Raw genomic sequence first — 20,730 nt, 5'->3', positions numbered from 1 at the left:
GTGCCGGGGCATACGGGCCAGACGTTGCAGCAGCATCCGATAGGGGGTGCGCCGGTCCAGGGGATGGGGGTCGTTCCACCGTTCAGCAAACACCGCCAGGACATCTGCCACCACGGGGCCACGCAGTTCGAGGGCGGCATCGTGCCAGGGGGGTCGTTTCCCGTACCGGGAATCCATGTCCACCGCTTGCGGATCTCCCGCGTGGTCGGCATCGTCTCGACGGGTGTGGGAAAGGTCGATCCCGCCAACGAACGCGACGTCCCGCGACGGGTCGTCGCGATGGCGGATGACGAAGATCTTTTGGTGGTGGGAGCCGAACAGGCGTACACGCTGATCCAGAAGCACCTCGCCGCCGGCGTCGTTGACCTGACGACTTAGGAGCTCATTGGATCGGCCGCTGATTGGGGCCGATACACGCTCTCCGTGGGATCTCCAGACAAGGCCCCGCACTTCCACTCCCGCGCGGGCCAACGCCGCGAGCACGTCGCCGATCGAAGGTCCGTCCGCCAGCAGCCGCTCGTCGGCGTCGCCACGCCAGTCGGTGAACCACACGCGGTCTCCCGCCTGCAGAGCCGTCAACTCCTCATGCAGTCGGGCGAAGTAGGTCGCTCCATGAATCAGGGGCCGCACTAGATTGCCCTCCGACCAGGACGGCGATCCGGCACCGCCCGCGTGGACGTCTGTGGCCAGATTCCCCCGCTCAGCGCGACTCAGAAACCACGTACCAGCATCACTGTCCACTCAGTCCTTCCTTCGGGGCCCGAGGCCAGGCTACTAGTGTCCGGTCTCCAAAGTAGCCTACGACTGTGCTGACTAGAATGTCAGCGGCCGGGTCGTTAGCGCCAGGTATTAGCGGATTAGCGGATCAATGCAGCGCGACGCCGGCACTGGCTGACGCCCGGAGATGTCTGTTACGGCCTGCCATCAACGGCCAACGACCAAGGCTGGCCGCGGCGCCGCGGCCGGCAGAGGACAGCGGCGGCACGTGGGGCCGGGCGAACAATGTCCAGGCCGTCAACGACCCCAGCCACGAGGAGCACAAGGCCTACCGGGAGTAGCTGGGAATGATCCCACACGACACGCTGGACCCGAAGGCTTCGACAATGACGAGGTCAACGAGGACCCGACCGACCTCTCCTGAGGGCTACCCAGATGGCATCCAGTGCCGTTGACGCAGGTGTTGAGTGTCACAGGCCGCCGTAGTACCGTGACAACCACTGTCAACACGCATCACACGGACTCGGGAGCGATCATGGCATATATGACACGTGGGCTGGTGGCCGTCACGGCGGCCCTGGCATTGAGCGTGACCGGCGGCGTCGTCGCCGGCCCAGCGTTCGCCGATCCGCGGGAGACGGGAAAGACCGCGACCGCTACCGGGTACGGTGGCGCGGTGAGCACCGTTGATCCCGAAGCGTCGGCTGCAGCGATCGAGGTACTCCGCAGGGGCGGCAACGCGGCGGATGCAGCCGTCGCCGCAGCCGCAACCCTCGGTGTGACCGAGCCGTACAGCGCCGGGATTGGCGGTGGGGGCTACTTCGTGTTCTACGACGCGAAGACCGGCGACGTGGGCACGATCGACGGCCGCGAGACTGCACCGTCAGCGATGCCCCACGACGCGTTCATCGACCCGGCGACCGGGCAGCCCTACCGCTTCACGCCCGAACTCGTCACGAGCGGCGTCTCCGTTGGCGTCCCCGGCACGCCGGCCACCTGGGAGCGTGCCCTCGACAGGTGGGGCACGTTGAGCCTTGGCGATGCCCTCAAGCCTGCCATCAACGTGGCGACCCGTGGGTTCGTGGTCGACAAGACGTTCCGCCAGCAGACCCTCGACAACAAGCCCCGGTTCGAGGCGTTCACCTCGACCAGCAACCTCTTCCTCCCGGGTGGCGACGCCCCCGCCGTCGGCAGTGTCTTCCAGAACCACGACCTCGCCGAGACCTACCGGCTCCTCGCCAAGAAGGGCACGGACGGCTTCTACGGCGGCCCGCTCGCGGCCGAGATGGCGGCCACGGTGCAGTCTCCGCCCAAGACTTCCAAGACACAGCTGCCGGTCCCGGCAGGCCAACTGACGACGGCGGATCTCGCCGCATACCGCGCCCTGGATCAGGCGCCCACGCACGTGGACTACCGCGACCTGGACGTCTACGGCATGGCGCCGTCCAGCAGTGGCGGCACCACGGTCGGCGAGGCGCTGAACATCCTGGAGCCGTCCAACCTGTCCGGGATGTCCACGCCCGGCGCCCTTCATCACTACCTCGAAGCCACCGCACTTTCCTTCGCGGACCGTGGCAAGTACGTGGGTGACCCCGCGTTTGTCGGTGTCCCCACCGCTGCGCTCACTGACCCGTTGTTCGGCAAGGAGCGCGCCTGCCAGATCGACCCGCTGCACGCGGCGGCCAAGCCGGTTGCGCCGGGGGACGTGTCCTCGTACGACGGCGCGTGCCCGGCTGCCGCTGTGGCGCCCGCTGACGAGAAGGACACCGAGAACATCTCGACGACCAATCTGACGGTCGCGGACAAGTGGGGCAACGTGGTGGAGTACACGCTCACGATCGAGCAGACCGGCGGGTCCGGCATGGTGGTGCCCGGCCGCGGCTTCCTGCTCAACAACGAACTGACCGACTTCTCGACCGTATACAACCAGACCGACCCGAACCGGATCGAGCCGGGGAAGCGTCCGCGCTCGTCCATGTCGCCGACCATCATCCTCAAGGAGGGCAAGCCGTTCCTCGCTCTCGGCTCGCCCGGCGGTTCTACCATCATCACAACCGTCCTGCAGACGATCCTGAACCGGGTTGACCTGGGCATGACCATCTCCGAGGCGATCGCTGCACCTCGTGCCTCGCAGCGCAACACGGCCAAGGTCACGGCCGAGCCCGAGTTCATCGCCGCGCACGGCAGCCAGCTGGCACCCTTTGGCCATCAGTTCACGCCGTCGGGGGATGCATTCACCTCGGCAGCGGAGATCGGCGCCGCGACCGCCATCGAATTCCTGCCGGACGGCGGCATGGTCGCAGCCGCCGAGCCCGTGAGGCGCGGGGGCGGATCCGCTATGGCACTCAAGCTGCCGCCGCGGTAGGGCCGCACAGTCCAGGACGGGCTGCTCGTTTTCGATCTGCAACCACCACCGGCTCCGGCGCTACGACCGGCGACTCCTGCCCGCGGCACGGACTTCGGACCCTGAACCGACAACGGACTATGGCTAAATCCCTGATATTGATAAATGGACTTCCTGGCTCCGGGAAGACCACGCTCTGCCGGCAACTCGGTCAGGCCTTGTCCTGGCCCGTCATCGCCAAGGACAAGCTAAAGGAAGCACTTGCAGACATCGCTTTTGGGAATGTCGGAACGGCGGGCGTGGGCAGATCGCGTCTGAAACGATGTGGCAGCTGGCGGCGTCGATCCCACCATTCGACTCTTGTAGGGCAGGGAGCGCACCCCTAGCGTGACCCTTGCACGTCAACTGCTTCACAGATTCGGAGGGGAAGCTATGTACGTCGTGGTAGAGACCTGGACAGCGAAGCCCGAGTTCCTCGCGGCGCCGCTCAAAACGAAAGAGGATCTCTTCGCCGAGATCAAAGCGGCGATGGTCGAGATGGCGCAGGTGGGAATCACCACGCTGGGCTGGGGTTCTGTCGACCGATCGGCCGGACAGAGCGCGGACTACGACTGGTTCGCGGTGTGGCAGGCCCCAAACGCGGAGCTCGCGAACGCCTTCCTGCAAGGTGTCGAGCGTTCCGGTTGGTACACCTGGTTCGAGCAGGTCAATGTGCTCGGCGAACTCCGCACCGTCGACGCCGTCGCAGCGGAGCACCTAGCCCTGAAGGGGGAGGACGTGCACTGACGACAGTCGGTGCGCCGAAATGCCATCCTGTCCTGATCCTCTGGTCGAACAACATCAACTCTCCAAACTGTGCGGTGGTTGATTACGCCGAAGAATCTTCTGGCAGGTCCGGGAAGTTCTTCCTGCTCTGCGCGTGCAGCGACTCGAACTTGAGCTGGTTGCTCGCAACGTTGAGCTGTTCCGAAGGGAAGGGCTGGGGAATACCATGCCTTTATGGACACCAGGCTGTTCGTCTACCTCAGTTACGCGGACGCGTCCGCCGCATTGGATTGGATGCAGCGGGTCGGGTTTGACGTTGTTCGCCGTCAGGACGGAGATGGCGGCCAGGTCCTCCACGCTGAGGTTCGCATGGGTGAGGCAGTGCTGATGGTGGCGAGCAACGATGCCGACTACCAGCGGCCTGCCCTGATCGGCCGATCCACGGGTCAGGGACTGTACCTTCTCGTCGAGGATGTCGACGAATTCCATCGGAAGGCACTGGCCGCCGGCGCTACGGCAGTGATTGACCCCGAGAACACCGAATGGGGCACGCGGCGGACCAGAGTTCTTGATCCCCAAGGGCAGGAATGGAGCGCGGGCACGTATGAACCTGGAGTCATGTGGTGATTGCGCAGTTTCCATGAGGCCTTTCCCGCAAAGTTGGCGCCCGAACGGGTTGCGACGCTGCAAGAACGCCCAGTTCCAAGCCTATGGTTCCTCGTGCCGCGAGTAGGAAGAGCCGGAGGGGGTCCGTTCCAACAGTCCGAAGTCGATCATGTAGCGGCGCAGCATAACGACATCATCGCTGTAACTGAGGAGCCGTTCATTGACCTGCTTTTCAGTTAGCTTTTCGCCCGGCCCGATGGCTTCGCTGACAATCCATGCCAGGAGCTCCCGCCGCTCCGCCATGTTGGCTGGATACCTCTCGATCCTGCCCAGCCGCATGAAGCGAGCCAATCCGGTCTGCGCCTGCCGCCGGGGTTGCTGCGTGAGCAGTTCACGGAAGATCGACTCAGACGCCTCCAATTCGTTGGCAGCATTCCGTTCGACGAGCCCACACTCAAGCAGGGCGGCGATGGCCCGGTTCCGCCGTCGGTCATTCAGATCACCAGCCACGTCGGGAACCGGGGCGCCAAGCACGATTTGCGCGTAGGCGGTCCGCGCGTCGTTATTGGCGAGGGCTGCCAGCACCCGCCGCCAGTGCGGTCCGCTCAGCCTCGTTTCTCCGGTCACAGCGTTTTCCTCACTCTGCGTCTGCCCCCGCCTGTGCTGGTCACGGTGTGCTTGGTCAACAGGCAAGATCGTAGTCCTGCACGAGCGTGACGGACAGGGTCTGCGGGCGGCAGGCTGTGCGGCGATGCGGCGAAAGGGCGGGACGCGCAACACCCCCTTCCCGAAGGCCACCTGATGGCGGCCGGTGCATCCGAAGGGGGCGTTGCCAGTGGTGTTCGGATCAGGAGTCGGCGGACTCCTCCGCCGGCTCCACAGAGGTTTCTGCGGTGGCTTCTGCGGCCTTTTCGGCAGCTTCCGCGGCGGCCTCGGCGGCGGCCTCCGCAGCTTCGGCGGCGGCTTCCTCTGCAGCCTTCGCCTGAGCGGCTGCCTTTGCGGCGGCCGCTTTCGCTGCCGCGGCTTCGCGCTTCTGGGCCTGGGTGGTCTTCTTGGTGATCTTCTTGGCTTCCTGGGCGGCGCGCTTCTGCGCGGTATCCGCGACGGCGGCAGCGTTCTTCGCGACGGCGGCAGCCTTCAGGGCGGTGACCTTGGCCTTCACTGCCGCAAGCTTCGCGGCGGCCGCCTGCTTCTTCAACTCCGCCTTGGCCTTCGCCTCGGTGGCCTTCGCGGACACCGAGTGGGCGGCCGTGGTCGGGGCCGCGGTGGCGACACCGGCACCAGCTCCAGTGAGAACGGCTGCGGTCAGGACGACAGCGCCCAGCTTCTTCGCAATCGACATGCGTAGTGCTCCAATGATGTGTGGCCCGGCAGTGCGGGCGGGGATCCGGCTCGCCGGTTGCCGTCAGCCTAGAGTGGAAGCAGAGCGCTGTTCAATCAGATGCACCGATGCTTGGCAGAACCTTGGCGAACGTTGAGGCTCCAGCCATCCGGGACCCATTTTGTGCCGGACGTTATTGGGACGGTCACGCGCCTGTTTGTTGCGAGCGGATCATGCGGCCACCCGCTGTTCTGCCGGGGCCGGGAAGCGGACATCCGGGGTGGTGTGCTCGGCGTAGACGCCGGCGCCCAGGGCCGGGCCCGCGTAGGCGTTGACTAGCTCGGGGGCGCCAGTAACGTCCACGAACAGATCACGGACCCAGGCGGGTGCGGCCAGGATGCTGAAGTTCGGGTTGGCCACATCGTTGCGGTAATGGCGGGACAGGCGTTTCTTCTTGCCGTTACCGAGCAGGTCCACGCGCAGGACAGTGAAGGGGGCGTCTTCGGTGGTGGCGCTGATTCTGATGATCGCCAGGTCGGCGGTGAACGGGCGGTCCTTGGCCGTGTCGCGTACCTTGTGGGTCGGCGCCAGGTTGACGGTCCATTCACGGAACCGGCCGGTGGTGGCTGTCGTGGTCAGGGTGGCGGGGTTAGATGGCGTCGTCAGCAGGGTGGTCATCGAACTCGTCCTCCTCATCGTCATCGGGCAGGGTGGTGCCGGCGGTCAGCTACAAGAATGCCTTGGCCGGGGGATCGCAAAGGTCGGAGGCGTGCACCTGGACATCGGGTCAAGGGCACATATAGGAGGCTGCTGAAGGATGAGGCCATGCTCTCTAAGATAGTCAGCACCCCTTCGGCGGTGATGACGGGGGCATTGCTCATGGGTTAATTCTTTCAGTTCGTCGGTTATGCCATGCGGCCCACGTGCACGGCGGGCGCGTCGTACTCACCGGGCAGACCATGGCCGGCGCTTCTGGAAGGCGACGGCGGGGTAGCCGGACCCTCCTGCATTGCCGTCGCGTCGGCCCCGGTGCGTCAACTGTTCTGGGAGTGCAGTAGCTGTAATCTGGCTTCGAACCGCTCACAACTTCATGGGGGAACATTGACTGAGAACATCCCGGCCGTCCCGCCGGTGCCGCCGTATCCCCAGACACCGCCCTACCCGCCGCAGGGGCAACATGCCCCCTTCGCGGGCAACGCGCCGTCCTACGGTGCCCCCCAGGCCTACGCTCCGCCGTACGGCCAGCAACCTTACCTACAACCATCCCAGCAGCCGTATCCGGCCTACCAGCAGGCGCCGCAGCCGCGGTATTCACCGGACGGCCAGTGGACCTACGCGGGGGCTTCGAATGCTCCGAAGTCCTCCTGGTACCGGGTTGGGGCTGGCATCACGTCGATCGTGCTGGGGTCCTGGCTGTTTCTCCAATTCCTTGTCGGGGCCTCCCTGGGACTCGGCATCCTAGCCTTCCTGTCGCTTGTCGCCGCCGGCGGGACAGTCGTGTCGGGCATTGTCCTGCTGGCCAAGCAGCGGAGCCGGGGGAGAGGGGTGGCCGTCACGGTGCTGAGTTTCGCTGGGCTTGCACTCTTCGTGGGCTTCTTGCACCTTGCGGGCCGAGCCGGCCCCGGCATGTTCTTCTTCAATTTCCTGCTGTCAGTCCCGGTACTGGTCGTCATGGGCATCGGGTTGTCCCGGGAAACGCGCAGCGCCTGACCGTTCGCACAGAATGGCCCCGTACCGGTGATCGGCACGGGGCCATCTGTGTCGGCACCAGCGTCCCACAGCTCCTGTTGGAGACATTCTGCCCGGGCAAACAACCTGCAGCCAGGGGCATCCGATCGGCTAAAGACCGGCTTCTTCAGAGCAATGCCGGTTCTGGGAATCGTCAGCGGTATTCCACCCGGTGCGTCAGGCTGCTGACGCTGGCGGGAGGGATTCGCGAGGCCAGACGGCGCGATCCGCACACACCTGCCTTCCCGGCGGCTTCCCGAAGACGATGTATGGCAGACTTTCCCCGACCACCCACCGGAGATTCCATCCACGACCGCGGAGAACCCATGCTGGATTTGATCCTTGACATCCTCAGCGCAGCTCTGGAGGCGGTCTGGGCCAACTGGGGGCTCACGGCCAAACAACGCGTCAAGCGTGGGCTCAGACTCTCGCGCCGCCGGAATCTGTCCGCCAAGAGCAGGCAGTTCGCTCAGACATGGCTGGATCATGGGCTGCAGAATCTTGCCGACCTTGGGCTGCAGGCGCGGGAGCCGGAGCTCAGAACGGCGCTGTCCAGGGTGAAGGAACCCGCCCCGTCGGACCCTGCTCCAGAGCTGAACGACGCCGGCCGTCCCTAGTCAGCCGGATCATCCTGCTCGTGTTCACGCTGCTGGAATCCAGGCCCGAAGGGCAGCGGTTCGACTAGCCGCCCTGGTCATGGCGCGGAACGGGAAGGCCACCGGGTCATAGCCGCCGGTGGCCTTCCTCCGTCCGCATGACTGCGCTTCCCGGGCCCGCGCCCGGTCCGCGCTACTTCGCCAGCGTGACGGTGGCTTCGTAGGTGAGGATTTCGGTGCCGTTGCCTTCTTCGCCGTTGTCGGGGGCCACCTTCATGGTGAGGTGCCCGCCGTCGGCCGTCATTTTGAACGGGTTGCGTGTGGCCACGTGGCCTGCGGTGGACCACTGCTGGAACGGGACGTCGCGGATTACGTTGCTGGACTTGAGGTCGATCATCGCCATGCCGCCGAGTTCGTAGGTGGCACCGGTGCCGCCGGCCGCCGGGGTCTGCGGGAGGTTGGTGATTCCGGCGCAGAGCATCCTGGAGTTGGGCACGTACTGGCAGTCCTGGTAGTCGATGAAGTAGTTCGGGTTCTCCCAGGTCGAGAGCTGCTTGCCCTGCAGGTCCCATTCGGCGAAGCGGCGCGAGCCCCAGGTGTTGCCCACCAGATGGCCGGTCTGCTTGTCCATCACGATGCCGCCGAAGTGGTCCTTCACCTCGAACTGCTTGTGCACCTCGAGGGTGTTCGCGTCGACCCGGTAGATGATGGCGCTGCTGTCGGGCCGGTACTGGGCCACGGGGACCCAGACGTTGGTGCCGTCGAAGTCGATGCCCCCCGGGTGGTACATGTCGCCCTCGCCCAGGATGATGTCCTTTTGCAGGTTGCCGGCTTTGTCCATGACGAACAGGTGGCCGACGCCCTTACCGGGGGTGCGGTCGAACCCGTTCTGCGGGCTCGGGAACTTCACGGTCGGCTCGATGATCTGAACGGCCGAGAGGAAGATGTGGTCCTGGCTGTAGGCGATTCCCTCGGTGTGGTACGTAGGGAAGTTCAGCTTCAGGCTTGACGTCTGCTGCCACTTCGTGTTCCGGTCAACGCCATTGAAGGCGTCGGCCAGCGCCGTATTTTTTTCACCGTGGTTGCCGGAATCGGCGCTCTTTCCTGCGGCCTGGGCGGCCGCGGTTCCGCTGATTGCGGACGCGGCCAGGACGATTGCTGCGGCGGCCGTGAGGATGCCTCGGGTGCGAGTCGTGCTCATTGGGGAGCCTCTCAAAGGTTGGATCTCAACAAGGACTCCCGACGCTACTTCCCGGTAATGAACCCCGGGTGCGGGCCGGTGAACAGCAGGTTGCGGAGCAGTCCGAGGGCGGCGCGCAGCACCCGGCCACCCGAATCGATTGAGATCACTACGCGCTGTGGAGACCTCCCAGGTTCAGCCTTCGCAGTCGGTGCAGTAGACCTGGGCGCCCGTCTGCCGGGCGATCTGGGAGCGGTGCCGGACCAGGAAGCAGGAATAACACGTGAACTCGTCGTTGGCCTGCGGAATGACCTGAACAATCAGCTCTTCGGCGATGAACTCGCCGCCCGGGACTCCGGCCCCGTCCAGCCCGTCGGCCTCGTCGAGCTCCTGGACGACGCTGCGGGCGTCCGGGGCGTTAGCGGACTGCAGCGCCTCCAGGGAGTTTTCCTGGGTTTCCTTGACGTCCGAGCGGACTTCGTCGTAGTCGGTTGCCACGTGGCTGTTCTCATTTCTCGAGTGTTGACTAACCTCAGTGCAACGTACAGCACGCCGCGGTTGTTCCGCTGCCGCGGGCAGAATCGACGCCCTGCGGCGTTAGCGGGCAGGGCGGGACGCCAATGCCGATGCTCTCCGAGATGACCGACGTCGAGTTCAGCGCGGCGGCCCGATACCAGTTCGCACAAAGTACCGGCGTGGTGGCCATCGCGGTCCCCGGATCCAGCGCAGTTGACAGGGTCATCGCTTCCGCCACGAGCCGGGAGACCAAATACCCGCACGAGTTTTTTACCTCCAGGACCGCCGCAGTCACATGGCTACAGGAAATTATCGGGAGCCGCGATTAGGATGCGGCCATGTGGGCAATGTTCGTGCAGGATTCGCGCATCATCCAAGACAGACCGGTCTTTCCCGTTGTAATGTGGCTTCACGGTCTTCCAACCCGTTTGCTCCAGGGTTGTATCAAGGGCTCTAGGGATCGTGGCCGGTTCCGGGCTCTGCCGGAACGGGAACAAAGGATTAGCCAATGTCCATTAAGTTGTCGTCCCGTCCGGAACCCTCCCACGGGTACCCGCCCGCGGACCCGTGGGAACGCGAACCGGAGGACAGCAGGGTACGGGAGATACGCCTGCAGGCCGCCGAGATCATCGCCGCGGTGCTGTCCGATTCCTTGCCGGGACAGGCCCGTGCCCGGGATCAGCTGTGTCGTTTGCTGCGGGCCAACCCGGGCCGACCGGAAGTGGCGCTGGCGGCGCACCTGATCGCTCTGCGGGAGGAGCCTGCCGGGGGCCGCCGACCCGATCTGACACTCGTCCAGGGGGAAGCGTCGGAAGTCGAAACGCCCGCGCAGCCCTCACGGCCAGGCGCTGGGCGGGCGCCCGGGTCCCGTCCAGGCGCCCGCCAACCCCTCCTGCATCATCGTCCCGCTGGGCGAGTGCACTATGGTCGCGCGGATCTGGCCGGGCTCGGCGGCTTGTCAGGGGACGGAACCTAAACGCAACGATTCAGAAGTCCGCGTGCCCGCGTGGCCACGCGGTGATCAGTTTCTGGAGTCAAGGGCTTAAGGTGGTCGGGACGTACCCGGAACCACGAAGGGGACCATCCCCATGGCTCGCATTTTCATCACCGGATCGACCGACGGACTCGGACTCGCCACCGCCCGGACGCTGTTGAATCAAGGCCACGAGGTCCTGCTGCACGCCCGTACCAGGGCACGTGCCGCCGCCCTCGATGACCTCGCCCCGCAAGCGGCCGGCGTCGTCGTTGGTGACCTCAGCAGCGCCGTCGAAACGCGGGACCTCGCCGAACAGGTCAACGCCCTGGGACGAATGGACGCCGTGGTCCATAACGCCGGTGTCTACCTCGCGCCGGGGCGCGTCGCGACGCCGGAGGGACACTCCCGCACTCTGGCGGTTAATGTTCTCGCCCCCTACCTGCTCACGGCACTGATCCAACGGCCCGGCCGCCTGGTCTACATCAGCAGCGGCATGCACCATGGGGCCAGCGGCAATCTCCATGACATCGATTGGACCGAGCGGCGCTGGAATGCCAGCGCGGCCTACTCCGAGAGCAAACTCCATGTTTCTGCGCTCGCCGCCTCGGTCGCCCGGCACTGGCCCGATGTGTTCAGCAACTCCGTTGACCCCGGCTGGGTAGCCACCAAGATGGGCGGAGCCGGCGCCCCTGACGACCTGGCCATGGGTCACGACACCCAGAGTTGGCTCGCCGTCAGCAATGACCCCGCAGCCCTGGTCTCCGGCAGCTACTGGCACCACCGCCGGCCGCGTAAACCGGCCCCGGAGGTCAACGACACGGCCTTTCAGGACAGGCTCACCAACAAACTCGCCGAACTTACGGGCGTAACGCTCTTTTGAAATACAGAAGGAACAAGCCGGGCTGTCTTGCGGTTACTGCCGGCCGCACTTCAGGCGGATGCTCAGGTTTCCTGTCGGTTCGCTGCTGCCCGGCTCCGTGGCAACAGGAATCCGACCGCGACAAGCCAGAGGAGTCCGCCGAACCGCCCGATGGGCAACAGGAACTGGAGCGGCTCGATCACCATGGACAGGAAGCTCAGCTCGGCCAAGGCGGCGATGACGAGGCCGGCCCAGGCCAGCCAGCGCGGCACGAAGCGCAGGATGAGCGCCGGGACGGCGATTCCGGCCACGAGGAGCCCCAGGCCAACGACGAAGGCGACGCCGCCGGTGATGAACGCGAGAAACGACAGCGCATGGGTCAGCGGCACATCGGTGGTGATTTCCGGGCGGCTCAGGACCCACCCCACGGCGGCCGAGAGCATGAGGAACACCGAGGCGGTGATGCCGCCGAAGAAACCGATCGCGGGCCCGGGGACGCGCACGCCAAGCCGGAGCTGCCGGGCGTAAACGGTGGCCGCGAAGATGCCCAGCGGTACTGCTGAACCGAACTGGAAAAAGCTGGCGAGCCGCACCGCATCGGGGTTTCCGTGAAAGAAGGCCGCGACCTGGCTGGCAGGAGAGAACGGCGAGACGAAGGTCTGGCCGCCCGTGAGGATCGCGCTGCTGAGCAGGCCGCCGACCGTGAGTCCCAGGCTCACGGCCGCCAGGATGCCCGGGTTGGGGCCGCCGGATCGTGTCGTTGGAGAGGTGGGGTGGGGGGATAGGTCAGTCATGATCGCTTCTTTCACGTAGTTACGTCACAACTAAAATGATTCATCCGTTGAATGATTCTGTCAATAGCGTAATATTGGGGCATGGACTCACCGGATCCGTCGCGGTCGAAGCGAACCGCTTTTCTGCTGTCCCAGCTCGGGGCGCTGGCTTCGGCACGCTTCGCCGAGCGTACACGCGAGCTCGGGCTGACTCCGAGCGACGCGGGCGTCCTCCGCCTGCTGGGCCGCACCCCCGGGCTTAGCCAGCGGTCCCTCGCCGACCGCTTGGGCGCGGTGCCGAGCCGCGTTGTTCCACTTATCGACTCGCTGGAAACGCGAGGCCTGGTCGCGCGGGTGCGCAGCCGCACCGACCGGCGGAACTACGAGCTTCGGCTGACGGCCGAGGGCGTGAAGATCCTGGGAAATCTGCGCGGGATCGCCGAACGCCATGAAGCCGAACTCCTGGCCCCGCTCACCAGCGAACAGTCTGCGCAGCTGGGGAGCCTGCTGGCCACGTTGGCCAGCGCCCACGCCCTCGACTCGGACCTTCATCGGGACACGACCCCGGAGTGAAGCCACCCGCAGACACGGGAACATGCCCGTCTGTGCCAGTTCCCGACGTCGTCCGCACGGATCATTTTTCGCGGCAATCACAGTCCTTTTCAGCCGGCGGGCACTGTGGGATCATCCCGATATGGGCGAAAATACTGAACCGCGGGCGACCTTGCCCTCTGGCCCCGAGCGTATGAAGGGCACGCATCACCGCGACGTTGATGGCTACGGAAATCCGATCACTCAGCAGCTTCGCATTGTCGGTCAACGCCGCCGCGAAGCGGAAGAAAAGCTCGACCGGCACTTGCAGGAAGCACGCAAGAGAGACTGAGGGCGGCATGGGGCGACGGAAAGGCAGGCGCCCCTTAGGGTGCCTGCCTTCCTTTTTAGCGTCCGGAACTATTTGGCGGCTACGGCGTACGGCGATGCCTCCGCGGGCGTAGCCACGGGCTCCGCCGCGGTTTCGGTCTTGCGCTCCTTGAGGAAGTAGACCAGCGCGGCGGCGATTGTTGATGCCGCGGCGAGGGCGAAGAGCCCCGGTATGACGCTGCCGGTCTGTTCCTTGATGATGCCGAATCCGAACGGGGCCACGAAGCCGCCGAGGTTGCCCAGGGAGTTGATGATGGCGATGGCCGGCGCCAGGATGACGGGGTGCAGGCCGGACTGAGGGATGGTCCAGAACAGCGGTGACGCGCTCTTGAATCCCATGGCGGCGATGGCCAGGAACACCAGGGCCAGTACGGGGGTGGCGACGGCGGCCGCGAGGGTGCCGACGGCGGCGACCAGGAGCGCAGCCACGAGAAGGGGCCGCTTGGATTTGGCTTTGTCCTGCCACTTGGCCGCGAAGTACATGGCGATCACGGCGCAGACCCAGGGGATGGCGGAGAGGAATCCGACGCTCAGGTCCGTGGTTCCTGGGATCTGCTTGACGATGCTGGGCAGCCAGAAGGTGTTGGCGTAGATGGAGAGCTGCACGGCGAAGTAGATGCCGCAGAGAAGGAGAATCTGCGGGTTCAGGAGCATCTTCCAGCGGTTGATTTTCCCGCTCGTGGCGGTGGCGTGCTGGGCGTCCTCCTCAGCAATCGCCGCCGTGAGAGCAAACTTTTCGCCCGCCGTCAGCCATTTGGCGTCCTCGATCTTGGCGTCAAGGACGAAGAACACGGCGATGCCGACCACCACGGACAGCAACCCTTCGAAGCCGAAGAGCCATTGCCAGCCGCGGAACCCCAGGACGTCGTGGAGGCTGAGCAGCATTCCGGCGATCGGACCGGAGAGCGCGGCGGCAACCGAGGAGCCGGCGATGAAGATCGCCGTCGCCTTGCCCCGCTGCCCGGCGGGTACCCAGCGGGCGAAGTAGAAGATGACAGCGGGGAAGAACCCGGCTTCCGCGGCGCCCAGCAGGAACCGCAAGGCGTAGAACATGGTCTCGTTCTGCACGAACACCATCAGGAAGGAGACGATGCCCCAGCTGACCATGATCCGGGCCAGCCAGACCTTGGCACCGTACTTCTCCATCATCACGTTGCTGGGCAGTTCGAAGATGGCGTACGCGATGAAGAACAGCCCGGCCCCGAATCCGTAGGCGGCAGCGCCGATGCCGACGTCGGCCTGCAGGTGCTCCTGCGCGTAGCCGATGTTGGACCGGTTGAGCTGGTTGCAGACCAGCATGACGAGCATGATGGGCAGTACCCGCTTGAAGAACTTTTTCGTGGCAAAGACCACGTCCGTGACAGCGTTGTCGACAGACTGCATGGAGATTTCCTTTGAATTGGCGAAGCTGGTCGGCCGCGGCGGGCAGTTGATGTGGCCCTCACCACAGCGATTCTTCACTTTATTCTGCGGCGGTAATGCCCGTCCAACACATAATTTGCATCGCTGGATACCTTGAGGGACTGGATGGCCCCGTTGTAGGCCAGAGGCCAGGGTCAGCCGTTGCCGGAAGCTGTGGCGCGCAGCCGGCGTCGGGAGTTTGCCAAATGGCTGCGCATTGCCGCCGCCGACGACGGTCCGTCGCATTCCGCGATGGCGGCGACGATTGATTGGTGCTCCTGTACCACCTGATCGAAATGCCCGCGCGCATCGTGCTCGCCCCCGCCCACGAGCCGGGCGCGGGGCATCGCGATCATGGTCTGCCCCAGGGATTCGAGGCAGTCGGAGTAGAAGGGGTTTCCGGAGGCTGCGGCAATGGCCCGGTGGAACTCGTAGTCAGCCTTCATGGCGTGTGCCGGGTGCGCTGCGCTGTCCATGAAGTCTTCAAAAGCCTTCTGGACAGCCTTCAGCTGCCGGTCTGTATGGTTTCGGGCGGCGAGGGCGGCGGCCTCGGACTCCACCGCGATGCGGAACTCCAGCTGCCACAGGCGGTCCTCCAGGCTGGCCACGGGGCGGCTCCCGGAGGACTGCTGCGGTCCGTCCGGTGGCGGGGTCAGCGCAAAGCTGCCCCGCCCACGTTCGGTTTCCACCAGTCCCTCCGCCTGCAGCCTGGTCAGGGCCGAGCGGACCACGGTGCGGCTGACGCCGAATTCGCTGATCAGGGTGTTTTCGCTGGGCAGCTTCGCGCCCGGCTGGATAACGCCGTCGACGATGCGGCGGCGAAGATCGCTGGCGAGGTCCGCGGTCAGGTTCCGGCTCATGGCTTCAAGGTTACTTGCCGAATTCCACTGACTCTGTGGTCCAGGCGCGTGCCTGCTCGCTGAGGGAGATGCCGAGCCCGGGACGGTCCGGGACCAGCATGCGGCCGTTCTTGGTTTCGAGGCGCTCGTTGAACAGCGGATCGAGCCAATCGAAGTGCTCAACCCACGGTTCGCGCGGGTAGGCGGCGGCGAGGTGGAGGTGGATTTCCATGGCGAAGTGCGGGGCGAGGCCCAGTCCGCGCTCGTCGGCCAGGGCGGCGAGGCGCAGGAACTGGGTGATGCCGCCGACGCGCGGCGCATCGGGCTGGATGATGTCGCAGCCGTTGGCGTTGATCAGTCCCTTGTGCTCCGCGACCGAGGCCAGCATTTCGCCCGTGGCGATGGGCGTGTCCAGGGCGCGGGCGAGGTCTGCGTGGCCTTCGAAGTCGTAGGCATCGAGCGGTTCCTCGATCCAGACGAGGTTGAATTCCTCCAGCCGGCGGCCCATCCGCAGGGCGGTGGCGCGGTCCCATTGCTGGTTGGCGTCGACCATGAGGGGCACGTCCCAGCCGATGTGCTCGCGGATGCCGGCAACGCGGCGCAGGTCCTCGGCGGTGTCCGGCAGGCCGACTTTGATCTTGATGCCGCCGATGCCTTCGTCCAGGAGGGCGGTAGCGCGGGCCTTGACCTCGTCCAGGGAGGCGTTCAGGAAGCCGCCCGAGGTGTTGTAGGTCTGGACGGAGTCCCGGTAGGAGCCCAGGAACTTGGCCAGCGGCAGGCCGGCGCGTTTGGCCTTGAGGTCGTAGAGGGCGACGTCGATTGCGGCCAGCGCCTGGGTGGCCACGCCGGAGCGGCCGACGGAGGCCCCGGCCCACAGCAGCTTGGTGTAGAGCTTGCCGATGTCGTTGGGGTCTTCGCCGATGATGCCCTCGGCCACTTCCTTGGCGTGCGCGTACTGGGCCGGGCCGCCGGCTCGCTTGGAGTAGCTGAAGCCGATTCCGCTGTGTCCCTGCTCGGTGGTGATTTCGGCGAAAAGGAACACGACCTCGGTCATGGGCTTCTGGCGCCCGGTGAAAACTTTCGCGTCGCTGATCGGGACGGCGAGTGGAAGCCTGGCCGTGGACAGCTTTACGTGGCGGATGAGATCAACGCTGGTCATGGTTCTCCCTGAAGTTCCGGCGAGGCAACTCCGCCCCGCTCAACTTAGGTTACAAGTTATCTACTTGTATAACAAGTGTGGTTCATGGTTCGCCACAGTCAGCCCAGCAGCCAGGCGATGACCAGCAGGGAACCGGAGCAGAGCAGGGTGGTGCACAGGATGACGTCCCGGGCCACGATCACGCCGCGGTGGTACGGGGACGCGAAGAGAAAGACATTCTGGGCTGTGGGCAGCGCCCCCATGATCACGAGGGCCAGCAGATGCTGCCCCTCGAGGCCGAAAGCGAAGCGGCCCAGGGCCCAGACGATCACGGGCATGCCGGCGATCTTCAGGAAGGTGGCGACGAGCGATTCCGTGCGCCCGTCGCCCTTTTGAAGCGGGGCTTTGCCGGCCAGGGACAGTCCAAAAGCCAGCAGGACCATGGGGACGGCGCCGCCGGCGAGCATGTCGATCGGTTTCCGCAGCAGTTCCGGAACTGTCCAGCCAGTCAGTGCGACGGCCGCGCCGAGGCCGGAGGCGATGATCATGGGGTTGGCGAACGGCTGGAGCAGCAGTTTCTGCCAGGAGATCCTGGACCCCGAGGCGAGGCCCAGCACGGTCAAATAGACCGGTGCCAGGACGAGGATCTGCACCAACAGCACGGGAGCCACGTGCTGGGCCGTTCCCACGGCGTAGAGGGAGACGGGGATCCCGATGTTGTTGGCGTTCGCGTAGCTGCTGGCCATCGCCCCGACGGCTGTCTCCGCCACCGGCCGGCGGAAGAACAGGAAACTCAGCAGGGAATAGAGCAGCCCCACTGCCGCCGCGGAGAGCAGCGCCAGCGGGGCATCCGTTCCGAGCGCGGCCCGGATGTCGCTGCCGGCCACCACCGTGAACAGCAGCGCCGGGTTGGTGACGTAATAGGCGGTACGGGTCAGGGCGCCCTGGACTTCCGGTCCGAGGATCCGGAGCCGGGCCGTGAGATATCCGACGGCGATCACGGCGGACACTATCAGGATCCCGGAGACCACGCCGACCAAAATTCGCCCTTACCCTAGCTCTTCACATTGACGTGCCTGTCCCGGCCCGGAATTGCTTCAGCGAACGAGGCAGGGCCGCTTGGGGTCAAAGGACCAGCCGTCAAGGTAGTACTGCATGCCGATGCTGTCGTCGCGGGCGTCGAGGCCGTGTTCCAGGTACAGCTGGTGTGCCTTGTCCAGGGCGTCGCGGTCCAGCTCGATGCCGAGGCCGGGAGCGTCCGGAACCTGGATCGCACCGTCCTTGATCTGCAGCGGGTCCTTGGTGAGCCCCTGGCCGTCCTGCCAGATCCAGTGCGTGTCCAGCGCCGTGATCTCGCCTGGGGCGGCTGCCCCGGTGTGGGTGAACATGGCGAGCGAGATGTCGAAGTGGTTGTTCGAGTGCGATCCCCAGGTCAGGCCGAATTCGGCGCACATCTGCGCCACCCGGACGGAGCCGTGCATGGTCCAGAAATGCGGGTCCGCCAAAGGAATATCGACGGCGTTGCTGCGGATGGCGTGGGACATCTCGCGCCAGTCCGTGGCGATCATGTTCGTGGCGGTCTTCAGCCCGGTGGCACGGCGGAATTCGGCCATGACCTCGCGTCCGGAGAAGCGGCCTTCCGCGCCGCAGGGATCTTCGGCGTAGGCCACAACGCCCTGCATGCGTTTGCCCAGGCGGATGGCCTCATCCAGGAGCCAGGCGCCGTTGGGATCGAGGGTGATCCGCGCCTCCGGGAAGCGCCTGGCCAGGGCGGTCACCACATCCACCTCGGCGTCACCGGAGAGGACCCCGCCCTTGAGCTTGAAGTCGCTGAAGCCGTACCGTTCCTGGGCTGCCTCGGCCAGGGCCACCACAGCTTCGGGCGTCATGGCTTCCTGCCGGCGGAGCTTTTCCCACCGGTCCGCCGGCGCATCCTCCACCAGGTACGGCAAATCCGTCCGGCCGGGGTCACCGATGAAGAACAGATAGCCGAGCATGGGCACGGAGCTGCGCTGCTGGCCGTCGCCGAGCAATTCCGCGACCGGAATTCCGAGGAACTGCCCGTGCAGGTCAAGGAGGGCGGATTCGACCGCGGTGACGGCATGGACGGTGGTGCGCAGGTCGAAGGTCTGCAGTCCGCGGCCGCCGGCGTCGCGGTCGGCGAACTCCGCCGCGACGTCCCGCAGCAGGGATCGGTAGCGGGCCACCGGCCGGCCGGCCAGGAACGCGCCGGCCTCCTCGATGGTGGTCCGGATCTTCTCCCCGCCCGGCACTTCGCCGAGACCGGTGCGGCCGTCCGAATCGGTGATGATCACGATGTTGCGGGTGAAGAACGGGCCGTGCGCGCCGCTGAGGTTCATCAGCATGCTGTCGTGCCCGGCGACCGGAACCACTTCAACGTGGGCAATGCTGGGCTGAGTGCTCACGCGTTGACCTCTGCTTTCTGTGTTGCTGCGGCATCTTCGACGACGCCGTCGATCCGGCGGTTCAGCCGCCAGGGGTTGGGATCCTGCAACGGCACCGGAAGCAGTTCCTGCGGCAGGTTCTGGTAGGCGACGGGCCGCAGGAACCGGTTGATCGCCAGGGTACCCACGGAAGTGGTCCGGGTGTCCGAAGTGGCGGGGAAGGGTCCGCCGTGCACCATGGCGTGGCCTACTTCGACGCCGGTGGGCCAGCCGTTGACAATAATCCGGCCGACCTTCTGCTCCAGTACCGGAATGAGCGGTGCCGCCGCGCGGTAGTCCGCCTCGGTCAGCTGCAGGGAGGCCGTGAGCTGGCCTTCGAGCCGGTTGGCGGCGCCAATGAGTTCCTCGGTGCTTGAATAGCGGATCACCAGGCTGGCGGCGCCGAAGATTTCCTGGTGCAGCACGGGGTTGGACACGAACTCGGCAACGCTGGTGCCGAAGATGGCGGGAGCGGGGGCGTTCTGCGTTGCCCCTTCGGTGCCCTCCCCGACGACGCCGACGTTCCCGGCGGAGCCCAGGGCTTCGGCGCCGGCGTTCCAGGACCCGGCGATGCCTGCGGTCAGCATGGTCTGCCCGGCGCAGGAGGACACGGCCCGGCCGACGGCGGCGGCAAAAGCGTCGCCGGCCGCACCGGCAGGGGCGAACAGGAGGCCGGGGGAGGTGCACAGCTGCCCGGAGCTGCCGGTGACGGCCGCGACGTACTGCCGGGCGAGCGCGTCAATTTCTTCGGCGTTGCCGACGATGGCGCCGGGGAAGACGAACACCGGGTTGAGCGAGGACATTTCCGCATAGACCGGAATGGGTTCCGGCCGGGCGGCAGCGGTGCGCATCAGGGCGATGCCGGCGGACTGCGAGCCGGTGAAGCCGACGGCCTTGATGGCCGGATCGGCGACGAGGGCCTGGCCGATGCTGCTGCCCGGACCGTAGATCAGCGAGAACACGCCGGGGTGCAGCCCGGTGTCGCGGACGGCCTTGGCGATGGCCTGGCCGACGAGTTCGCCGGTGCCGGGGTGCGCATTGTGGGCCTTGAAGACCACGGGGCAGCCGGCGGCGAGGGCGGAGGCGGTGTCGCCGCCCGCCGTCGAGAAGGCCAGCGGGAAGTTGCTCGCACCAAAAACGGCGACGGGCCCCAGCGGGATCTGCCGCTGGCGGATGTCGGCGCGCGGCAGGGGAGCGCGGTCCGGCAACGCCGGGTCGATCCGGACGCCGCGGAAGTCGCCCTGGCGGACGACGCCGGCGAAGAGCCGGAGCTGGCCGGTGGTGCGCGCCCGTTCGCCCTGGAGCCTCGCGGCCGGCAGCCCGGTCTCGAGGCCCGCGCGGGTGACGAGCTCCTCACCGATCGCCTCGATGTTCTCGGCAATGGCCTCGAGGAACCGTGCGTGCGTTTCCGGGTCGAGGGTGCTGAAGGAGGGGTAAGCTGCGGCGGCGGCTGCGGTGGCGTCCTTCAGCTGTACTTCGGTGAGCAGCGTGTAGCCGGGCTCGAGCTGGAGGTTGGTGGCGGGATTGAAGGCGTACGCCGTCTTGCCGTCCCCGGCGACGGCCTGGCCGGCAATGATCGAGCGTCCGGTGAGTGTCACGGGTGCGT

22 protein-coding genes and 1 pseudogene are annotated in these 20,730 nt (G+C 66.0%); 9 read left to right on the top strand and 14 right to left on the bottom strand.

Annotated elements, in window-relative coordinates; all coding sequences use genetic code 11:
- Nucleotides 1-741 (bottom strand): annotated as a pseudogene (locus LQV16_RS15945) (phospholipase); the annotation flags it as partial.
- A 511-nt stretch (nucleotides 742-1,252) separates the two neighbouring features.
- On the opposite strand from LQV16_RS15945, the gene ggt reads away from it, so the two are divergent.
- The 4 genes from ggt to LQV16_RS15930 all read left to right on the top strand — a co-directional run bounded on the left by ggt (nucleotide 1,253) and on the right by LQV16_RS15930 (nucleotide 4,453).
- Nucleotides 1,253-3,082 (top strand): gamma-glutamyltransferase, encoded by a 1,830-nt coding sequence (gene ggt, locus LQV16_RS15940; RefSeq protein ID WP_229994881.1) that lies wholly within the window; start codon nucleotides 1,253-1,255, stop codon nucleotides 3,080-3,082.
- A gap of 119 nt (nucleotides 3,083-3,201) precedes the next feature.
- The gene (locus LQV16_RS23745; protein ID WP_356815788.1) at nucleotides 3,202-3,447 is read left to right on the top strand and encodes an AAA family ATPase; all 246 of its coding nucleotides are present in this window, start codon (nucleotides 3,202-3,204) and stop codon (nucleotides 3,445-3,447) included.
- A 46-nt stretch (nucleotides 3,448-3,493) separates the two neighbouring features.
- The gene (locus LQV16_RS15935; protein WP_229994880.1) at nucleotides 3,494-3,847 is read left to right on the top strand and encodes a DUF6616 family protein; all 354 of its coding nucleotides are present in this window, start codon (nucleotides 3,494-3,496) and stop codon (nucleotides 3,845-3,847) included.
- 213 nt (nucleotides 3,848-4,060) lie between these two features.
- Entirely contained in the window at nucleotides 4,061-4,453 is a 393-nt protein-coding gene (locus LQV16_RS15930; protein ID WP_229994879.1) for a VOC family protein, read from the top strand.
- A gap of 81 nt (nucleotides 4,454-4,534) precedes the next feature.
- Here the strand turns inward: LQV16_RS15930 and LQV16_RS15925 are convergent, their stop codons facing one another.
- The 3 genes from LQV16_RS15925 to LQV16_RS15915 all read right to left on the bottom strand — a co-directional run bounded on the left by LQV16_RS15925 (nucleotide 4,535) and on the right by LQV16_RS15915 (nucleotide 6,431).
- A complete protein-coding gene (locus tag LQV16_RS15925; RefSeq protein ID WP_229994878.1) occupies nucleotides 4,535-5,059 on the bottom strand; it encodes a DUF2087 domain-containing protein in 525 nt (174 codons plus the stop codon).
- A 220-nt stretch (nucleotides 5,060-5,279) separates the two neighbouring features.
- Nucleotides 5,280-5,774: a hypothetical protein gene (locus LQV16_RS15920; protein WP_229994877.1), complete on the bottom strand. Its 495-nt coding sequence runs from the start codon at nucleotides 5,772-5,774 to the stop codon at nucleotides 5,280-5,282.
- 210 nt (nucleotides 5,775-5,984) lie between these two features.
- A complete protein-coding gene (locus LQV16_RS15915) occupies nucleotides 5,985-6,431 on the bottom strand; it encodes a hypothetical protein (protein ID WP_229994876.1) in 447 nt (148 codons plus the stop codon).
- Between the two features lie 423 nt (nucleotides 6,432-6,854).
- Here LQV16_RS15915 and LQV16_RS15910 point away from each other — a divergent pair, with 423 nt between their 5' ends.
- Nucleotides 6,855-7,463, top strand: coding sequence for a hypothetical protein (locus LQV16_RS15910; protein WP_229994875.1), 609 nt, complete (start codon nucleotides 6,855-6,857; stop codon nucleotides 7,461-7,463).
- Nucleotides 7,464-7,807: 344 nt separating this feature from the next.
- On the top strand, nucleotides 7,808-8,098 hold the full coding sequence (locus LQV16_RS15905; RefSeq protein ID WP_229994874.1) for a hypothetical protein: 291 nt from the start codon (nucleotides 7,808-7,810) through the stop codon (nucleotides 8,096-8,098).
- 172 nt (nucleotides 8,099-8,270) lie between these two features.
- On the opposite strand, the gene LQV16_RS15900 is transcribed toward LQV16_RS15905, so the two are convergent.
- Nucleotides 8,271-9,278, bottom strand: a complete 1,008-nt coding sequence (locus LQV16_RS15900) for a DUF6454 family protein (RefSeq protein ID WP_229994873.1) — start codon at nucleotides 9,276-9,278, stop codon at nucleotides 8,271-8,273.
- 174 nt (nucleotides 9,279-9,452) lie between these two features.
- Nucleotides 9,453-9,755 (bottom strand): DUF4193 domain-containing protein, encoded by a 303-nt coding sequence (locus tag LQV16_RS15895; protein ID WP_229994872.1) that lies wholly within the window; start codon nucleotides 9,753-9,755, stop codon nucleotides 9,453-9,455.
- A gap of 122 nt (nucleotides 9,756-9,877) precedes the next feature.
- Here LQV16_RS15895 and LQV16_RS15890 point away from each other — a divergent pair, with 122 nt between their 5' ends.
- Both LQV16_RS15890 and LQV16_RS15885 read left to right on the top strand, forming a co-directional pair.
- A complete protein-coding gene (locus LQV16_RS15890; RefSeq protein WP_229994871.1) occupies nucleotides 9,878-10,102 on the top strand; it encodes a hypothetical protein in 225 nt (74 codons plus the stop codon).
- A gap of 759 nt (nucleotides 10,103-10,861) precedes the next feature.
- A complete protein-coding gene (locus LQV16_RS15885; protein WP_229994870.1) occupies nucleotides 10,862-11,629 on the top strand; it encodes an SDR family NAD(P)-dependent oxidoreductase in 768 nt (255 codons plus the stop codon).
- A gap of 62 nt (nucleotides 11,630-11,691) precedes the next feature.
- Here LQV16_RS15885 and LQV16_RS15880 read toward each other — a convergent pair whose 3' ends face one another.
- The gene (locus LQV16_RS15880) at nucleotides 11,692-12,402 is read right to left on the bottom strand and encodes a hypothetical protein (RefSeq protein ID WP_229994869.1); all 711 of its coding nucleotides are present in this window, start codon (nucleotides 12,400-12,402) and stop codon (nucleotides 11,692-11,694) included.
- 81 nt (nucleotides 12,403-12,483) lie between these two features.
- Here LQV16_RS15880 and LQV16_RS15875 point away from each other — a divergent pair, with 81 nt between their 5' ends.
- Nucleotides 12,484-12,954 (top strand): MarR family transcriptional regulator, encoded by a 471-nt coding sequence (locus LQV16_RS15875; RefSeq protein WP_229994868.1) that lies wholly within the window; start codon nucleotides 12,484-12,486, stop codon nucleotides 12,952-12,954.
- Nucleotides 12,955-13,015: 61 nt separating this feature from the next.
- Here LQV16_RS15875 and LQV16_RS15870 read toward each other — a convergent pair whose 3' ends face one another.
- The 7 genes from LQV16_RS15870 to LQV16_RS15840 all read right to left on the bottom strand — a co-directional run bounded on the left by LQV16_RS15870 (nucleotide 13,016) and on the right by LQV16_RS15840 (nucleotide 20,722).
- A complete protein-coding gene (locus tag LQV16_RS15870; protein WP_229994867.1) occupies nucleotides 13,016-13,273 on the bottom strand; it encodes a hypothetical protein in 258 nt (85 codons plus the stop codon).
- 59 nt (nucleotides 13,274-13,332) lie between these two features.
- Nucleotides 13,333-14,685: an MFS transporter gene (locus tag LQV16_RS15865; RefSeq protein WP_229994866.1), complete on the bottom strand. Its 1,353-nt coding sequence runs from the start codon at nucleotides 14,683-14,685 to the stop codon at nucleotides 13,333-13,335.
- A gap of 173 nt (nucleotides 14,686-14,858) precedes the next feature.
- Nucleotides 14,859-15,563 carry a FadR/GntR family transcriptional regulator gene (locus LQV16_RS15860; RefSeq protein WP_229994865.1) on the bottom strand — a complete coding sequence of 235 codons (705 nt, stop codon included), beginning with the start codon at nucleotides 15,561-15,563 and terminating at the stop codon, nucleotides 14,859-14,861.
- A 10-nt stretch (nucleotides 15,564-15,573) separates the two neighbouring features.
- Nucleotides 15,574-16,701, bottom strand: coding sequence for a mandelate racemase/muconate lactonizing enzyme family protein (locus tag LQV16_RS15855; protein ID WP_229994864.1), 1,128 nt, complete (start codon nucleotides 16,699-16,701; stop codon nucleotides 15,574-15,576).
- A gap of 98 nt (nucleotides 16,702-16,799) precedes the next feature.
- Nucleotides 16,800-17,720, bottom strand: a complete 921-nt coding sequence (locus tag LQV16_RS15850; RefSeq protein WP_229994863.1) for an AEC family transporter — start codon at nucleotides 17,718-17,720, stop codon at nucleotides 16,800-16,802.
- 57 nt (nucleotides 17,721-17,777) lie between these two features.
- The gene (locus tag LQV16_RS15845) at nucleotides 17,778-19,106 is read right to left on the bottom strand and encodes an enolase C-terminal domain-like protein (RefSeq protein WP_229994862.1); all 1,329 of its coding nucleotides are present in this window, start codon (nucleotides 19,104-19,106) and stop codon (nucleotides 17,778-17,780) included.
- Complete coding sequence (locus LQV16_RS15840) at nucleotides 19,103-20,722, bottom strand: aldehyde dehydrogenase (NADP(+)) (protein WP_229994861.1); 1,620 nt, start codon at nucleotides 20,720-20,722, stop codon at nucleotides 19,103-19,105. Before LQV16_RS15840 ends, LQV16_RS15845 begins: the two co-directional genes overlap by 4 nt.
- Nucleotides 20,723-20,730 lie beyond the last annotated feature (8 nt).

Source organism: Arthrobacter sp. Bi26 (assembly GCF_918697925.1).
GTDB lineage: Bacteria > Actinomycetota > Actinomycetes > Actinomycetales > Micrococcaceae > Arthrobacter.
This window is presented reverse-complemented; position numbering and strand designations above follow the sequence as displayed.

Excerpts from the sequence above, each read along its gene's own strand:
- ggt (WP_229994881.1), top strand. The coding sequence starts at position 1,253 with ATGGCATATATGACACGTGGGCTGGTGGCCGTCACGGCGGCCCTGGCA.
- LQV16_RS23745 (WP_356815788.1), top strand. The coding sequence starts at position 3,202 with ATGGCTAAATCCCTGATATTGATAAATGGACTTCCTGGCTCCGGGAAG.
- LQV16_RS15935 (WP_229994880.1), top strand. The coding sequence starts at position 3,494 with ATGTACGTCGTGGTAGAGACCTGGACAGCGAAGCCCGAGTTCCTCGCG.
- LQV16_RS15930 (WP_229994879.1), top strand. The coding sequence starts at position 4,061 with ATGGACACCAGGCTGTTCGTCTACCTCAGTTACGCGGACGCGTCCGCC.
- LQV16_RS15920 (WP_229994877.1), bottom strand. The coding sequence starts at position 5,774 with ATGTCGATTGCGAAGAAGCTGGGCGCTGTCGTCCTGACCGCAGCCGTT.
- LQV16_RS15915 (WP_229994876.1), bottom strand. The coding sequence starts at position 6,431 with ATGACCACCCTGCTGACGACGCCATCTAACCCCGCCACCCTGACCACG.
- LQV16_RS15905 (WP_229994874.1), top strand. The coding sequence starts at position 7,808 with ATGCTGGATTTGATCCTTGACATCCTCAGCGCAGCTCTGGAGGCGGTC.
- LQV16_RS15900 (WP_229994873.1), bottom strand. The coding sequence starts at position 9,278 with ATGAGCACGACTCGCACCCGAGGCATCCTCACGGCCGCCGCAGCAATC.
- LQV16_RS15890 (WP_229994871.1), top strand. The coding sequence starts at position 9,878 with ATGCCGATGCTCTCCGAGATGACCGACGTCGAGTTCAGCGCGGCGGCC.
- LQV16_RS15885 (WP_229994870.1), top strand. The coding sequence starts at position 10,862 with ATGGCTCGCATTTTCATCACCGGATCGACCGACGGACTCGGACTCGCC.
- LQV16_RS15880 (WP_229994869.1), bottom strand. The coding sequence starts at position 12,402 with ATGACTGACCTATCCCCCCACCCCACCTCTCCAACGACACGATCCGGC.
- LQV16_RS15875 (WP_229994868.1), top strand. The coding sequence starts at position 12,484 with ATGGACTCACCGGATCCGTCGCGGTCGAAGCGAACCGCTTTTCTGCTG.
- LQV16_RS15870 (WP_229994867.1), bottom strand. The coding sequence starts at position 13,273 with ATGCCGCCCTCAGTCTCTCTTGCGTGCTTCCTGCAAGTGCCGGTCGAG.
- LQV16_RS15865 (WP_229994866.1), bottom strand. The coding sequence starts at position 14,685 with ATGCAGTCTGTCGACAACGCTGTCACGGACGTGGTCTTTGCCACGAAA.
- LQV16_RS15860 (WP_229994865.1), bottom strand. The coding sequence starts at position 15,563 with ATGAGCCGGAACCTGACCGCGGACCTCGCCAGCGATCTTCGCCGCCGC.
- LQV16_RS15855 (WP_229994864.1), bottom strand. The coding sequence starts at position 16,701 with ATGACCAGCGTTGATCTCATCCGCCACGTAAAGCTGTCCACGGCCAGG.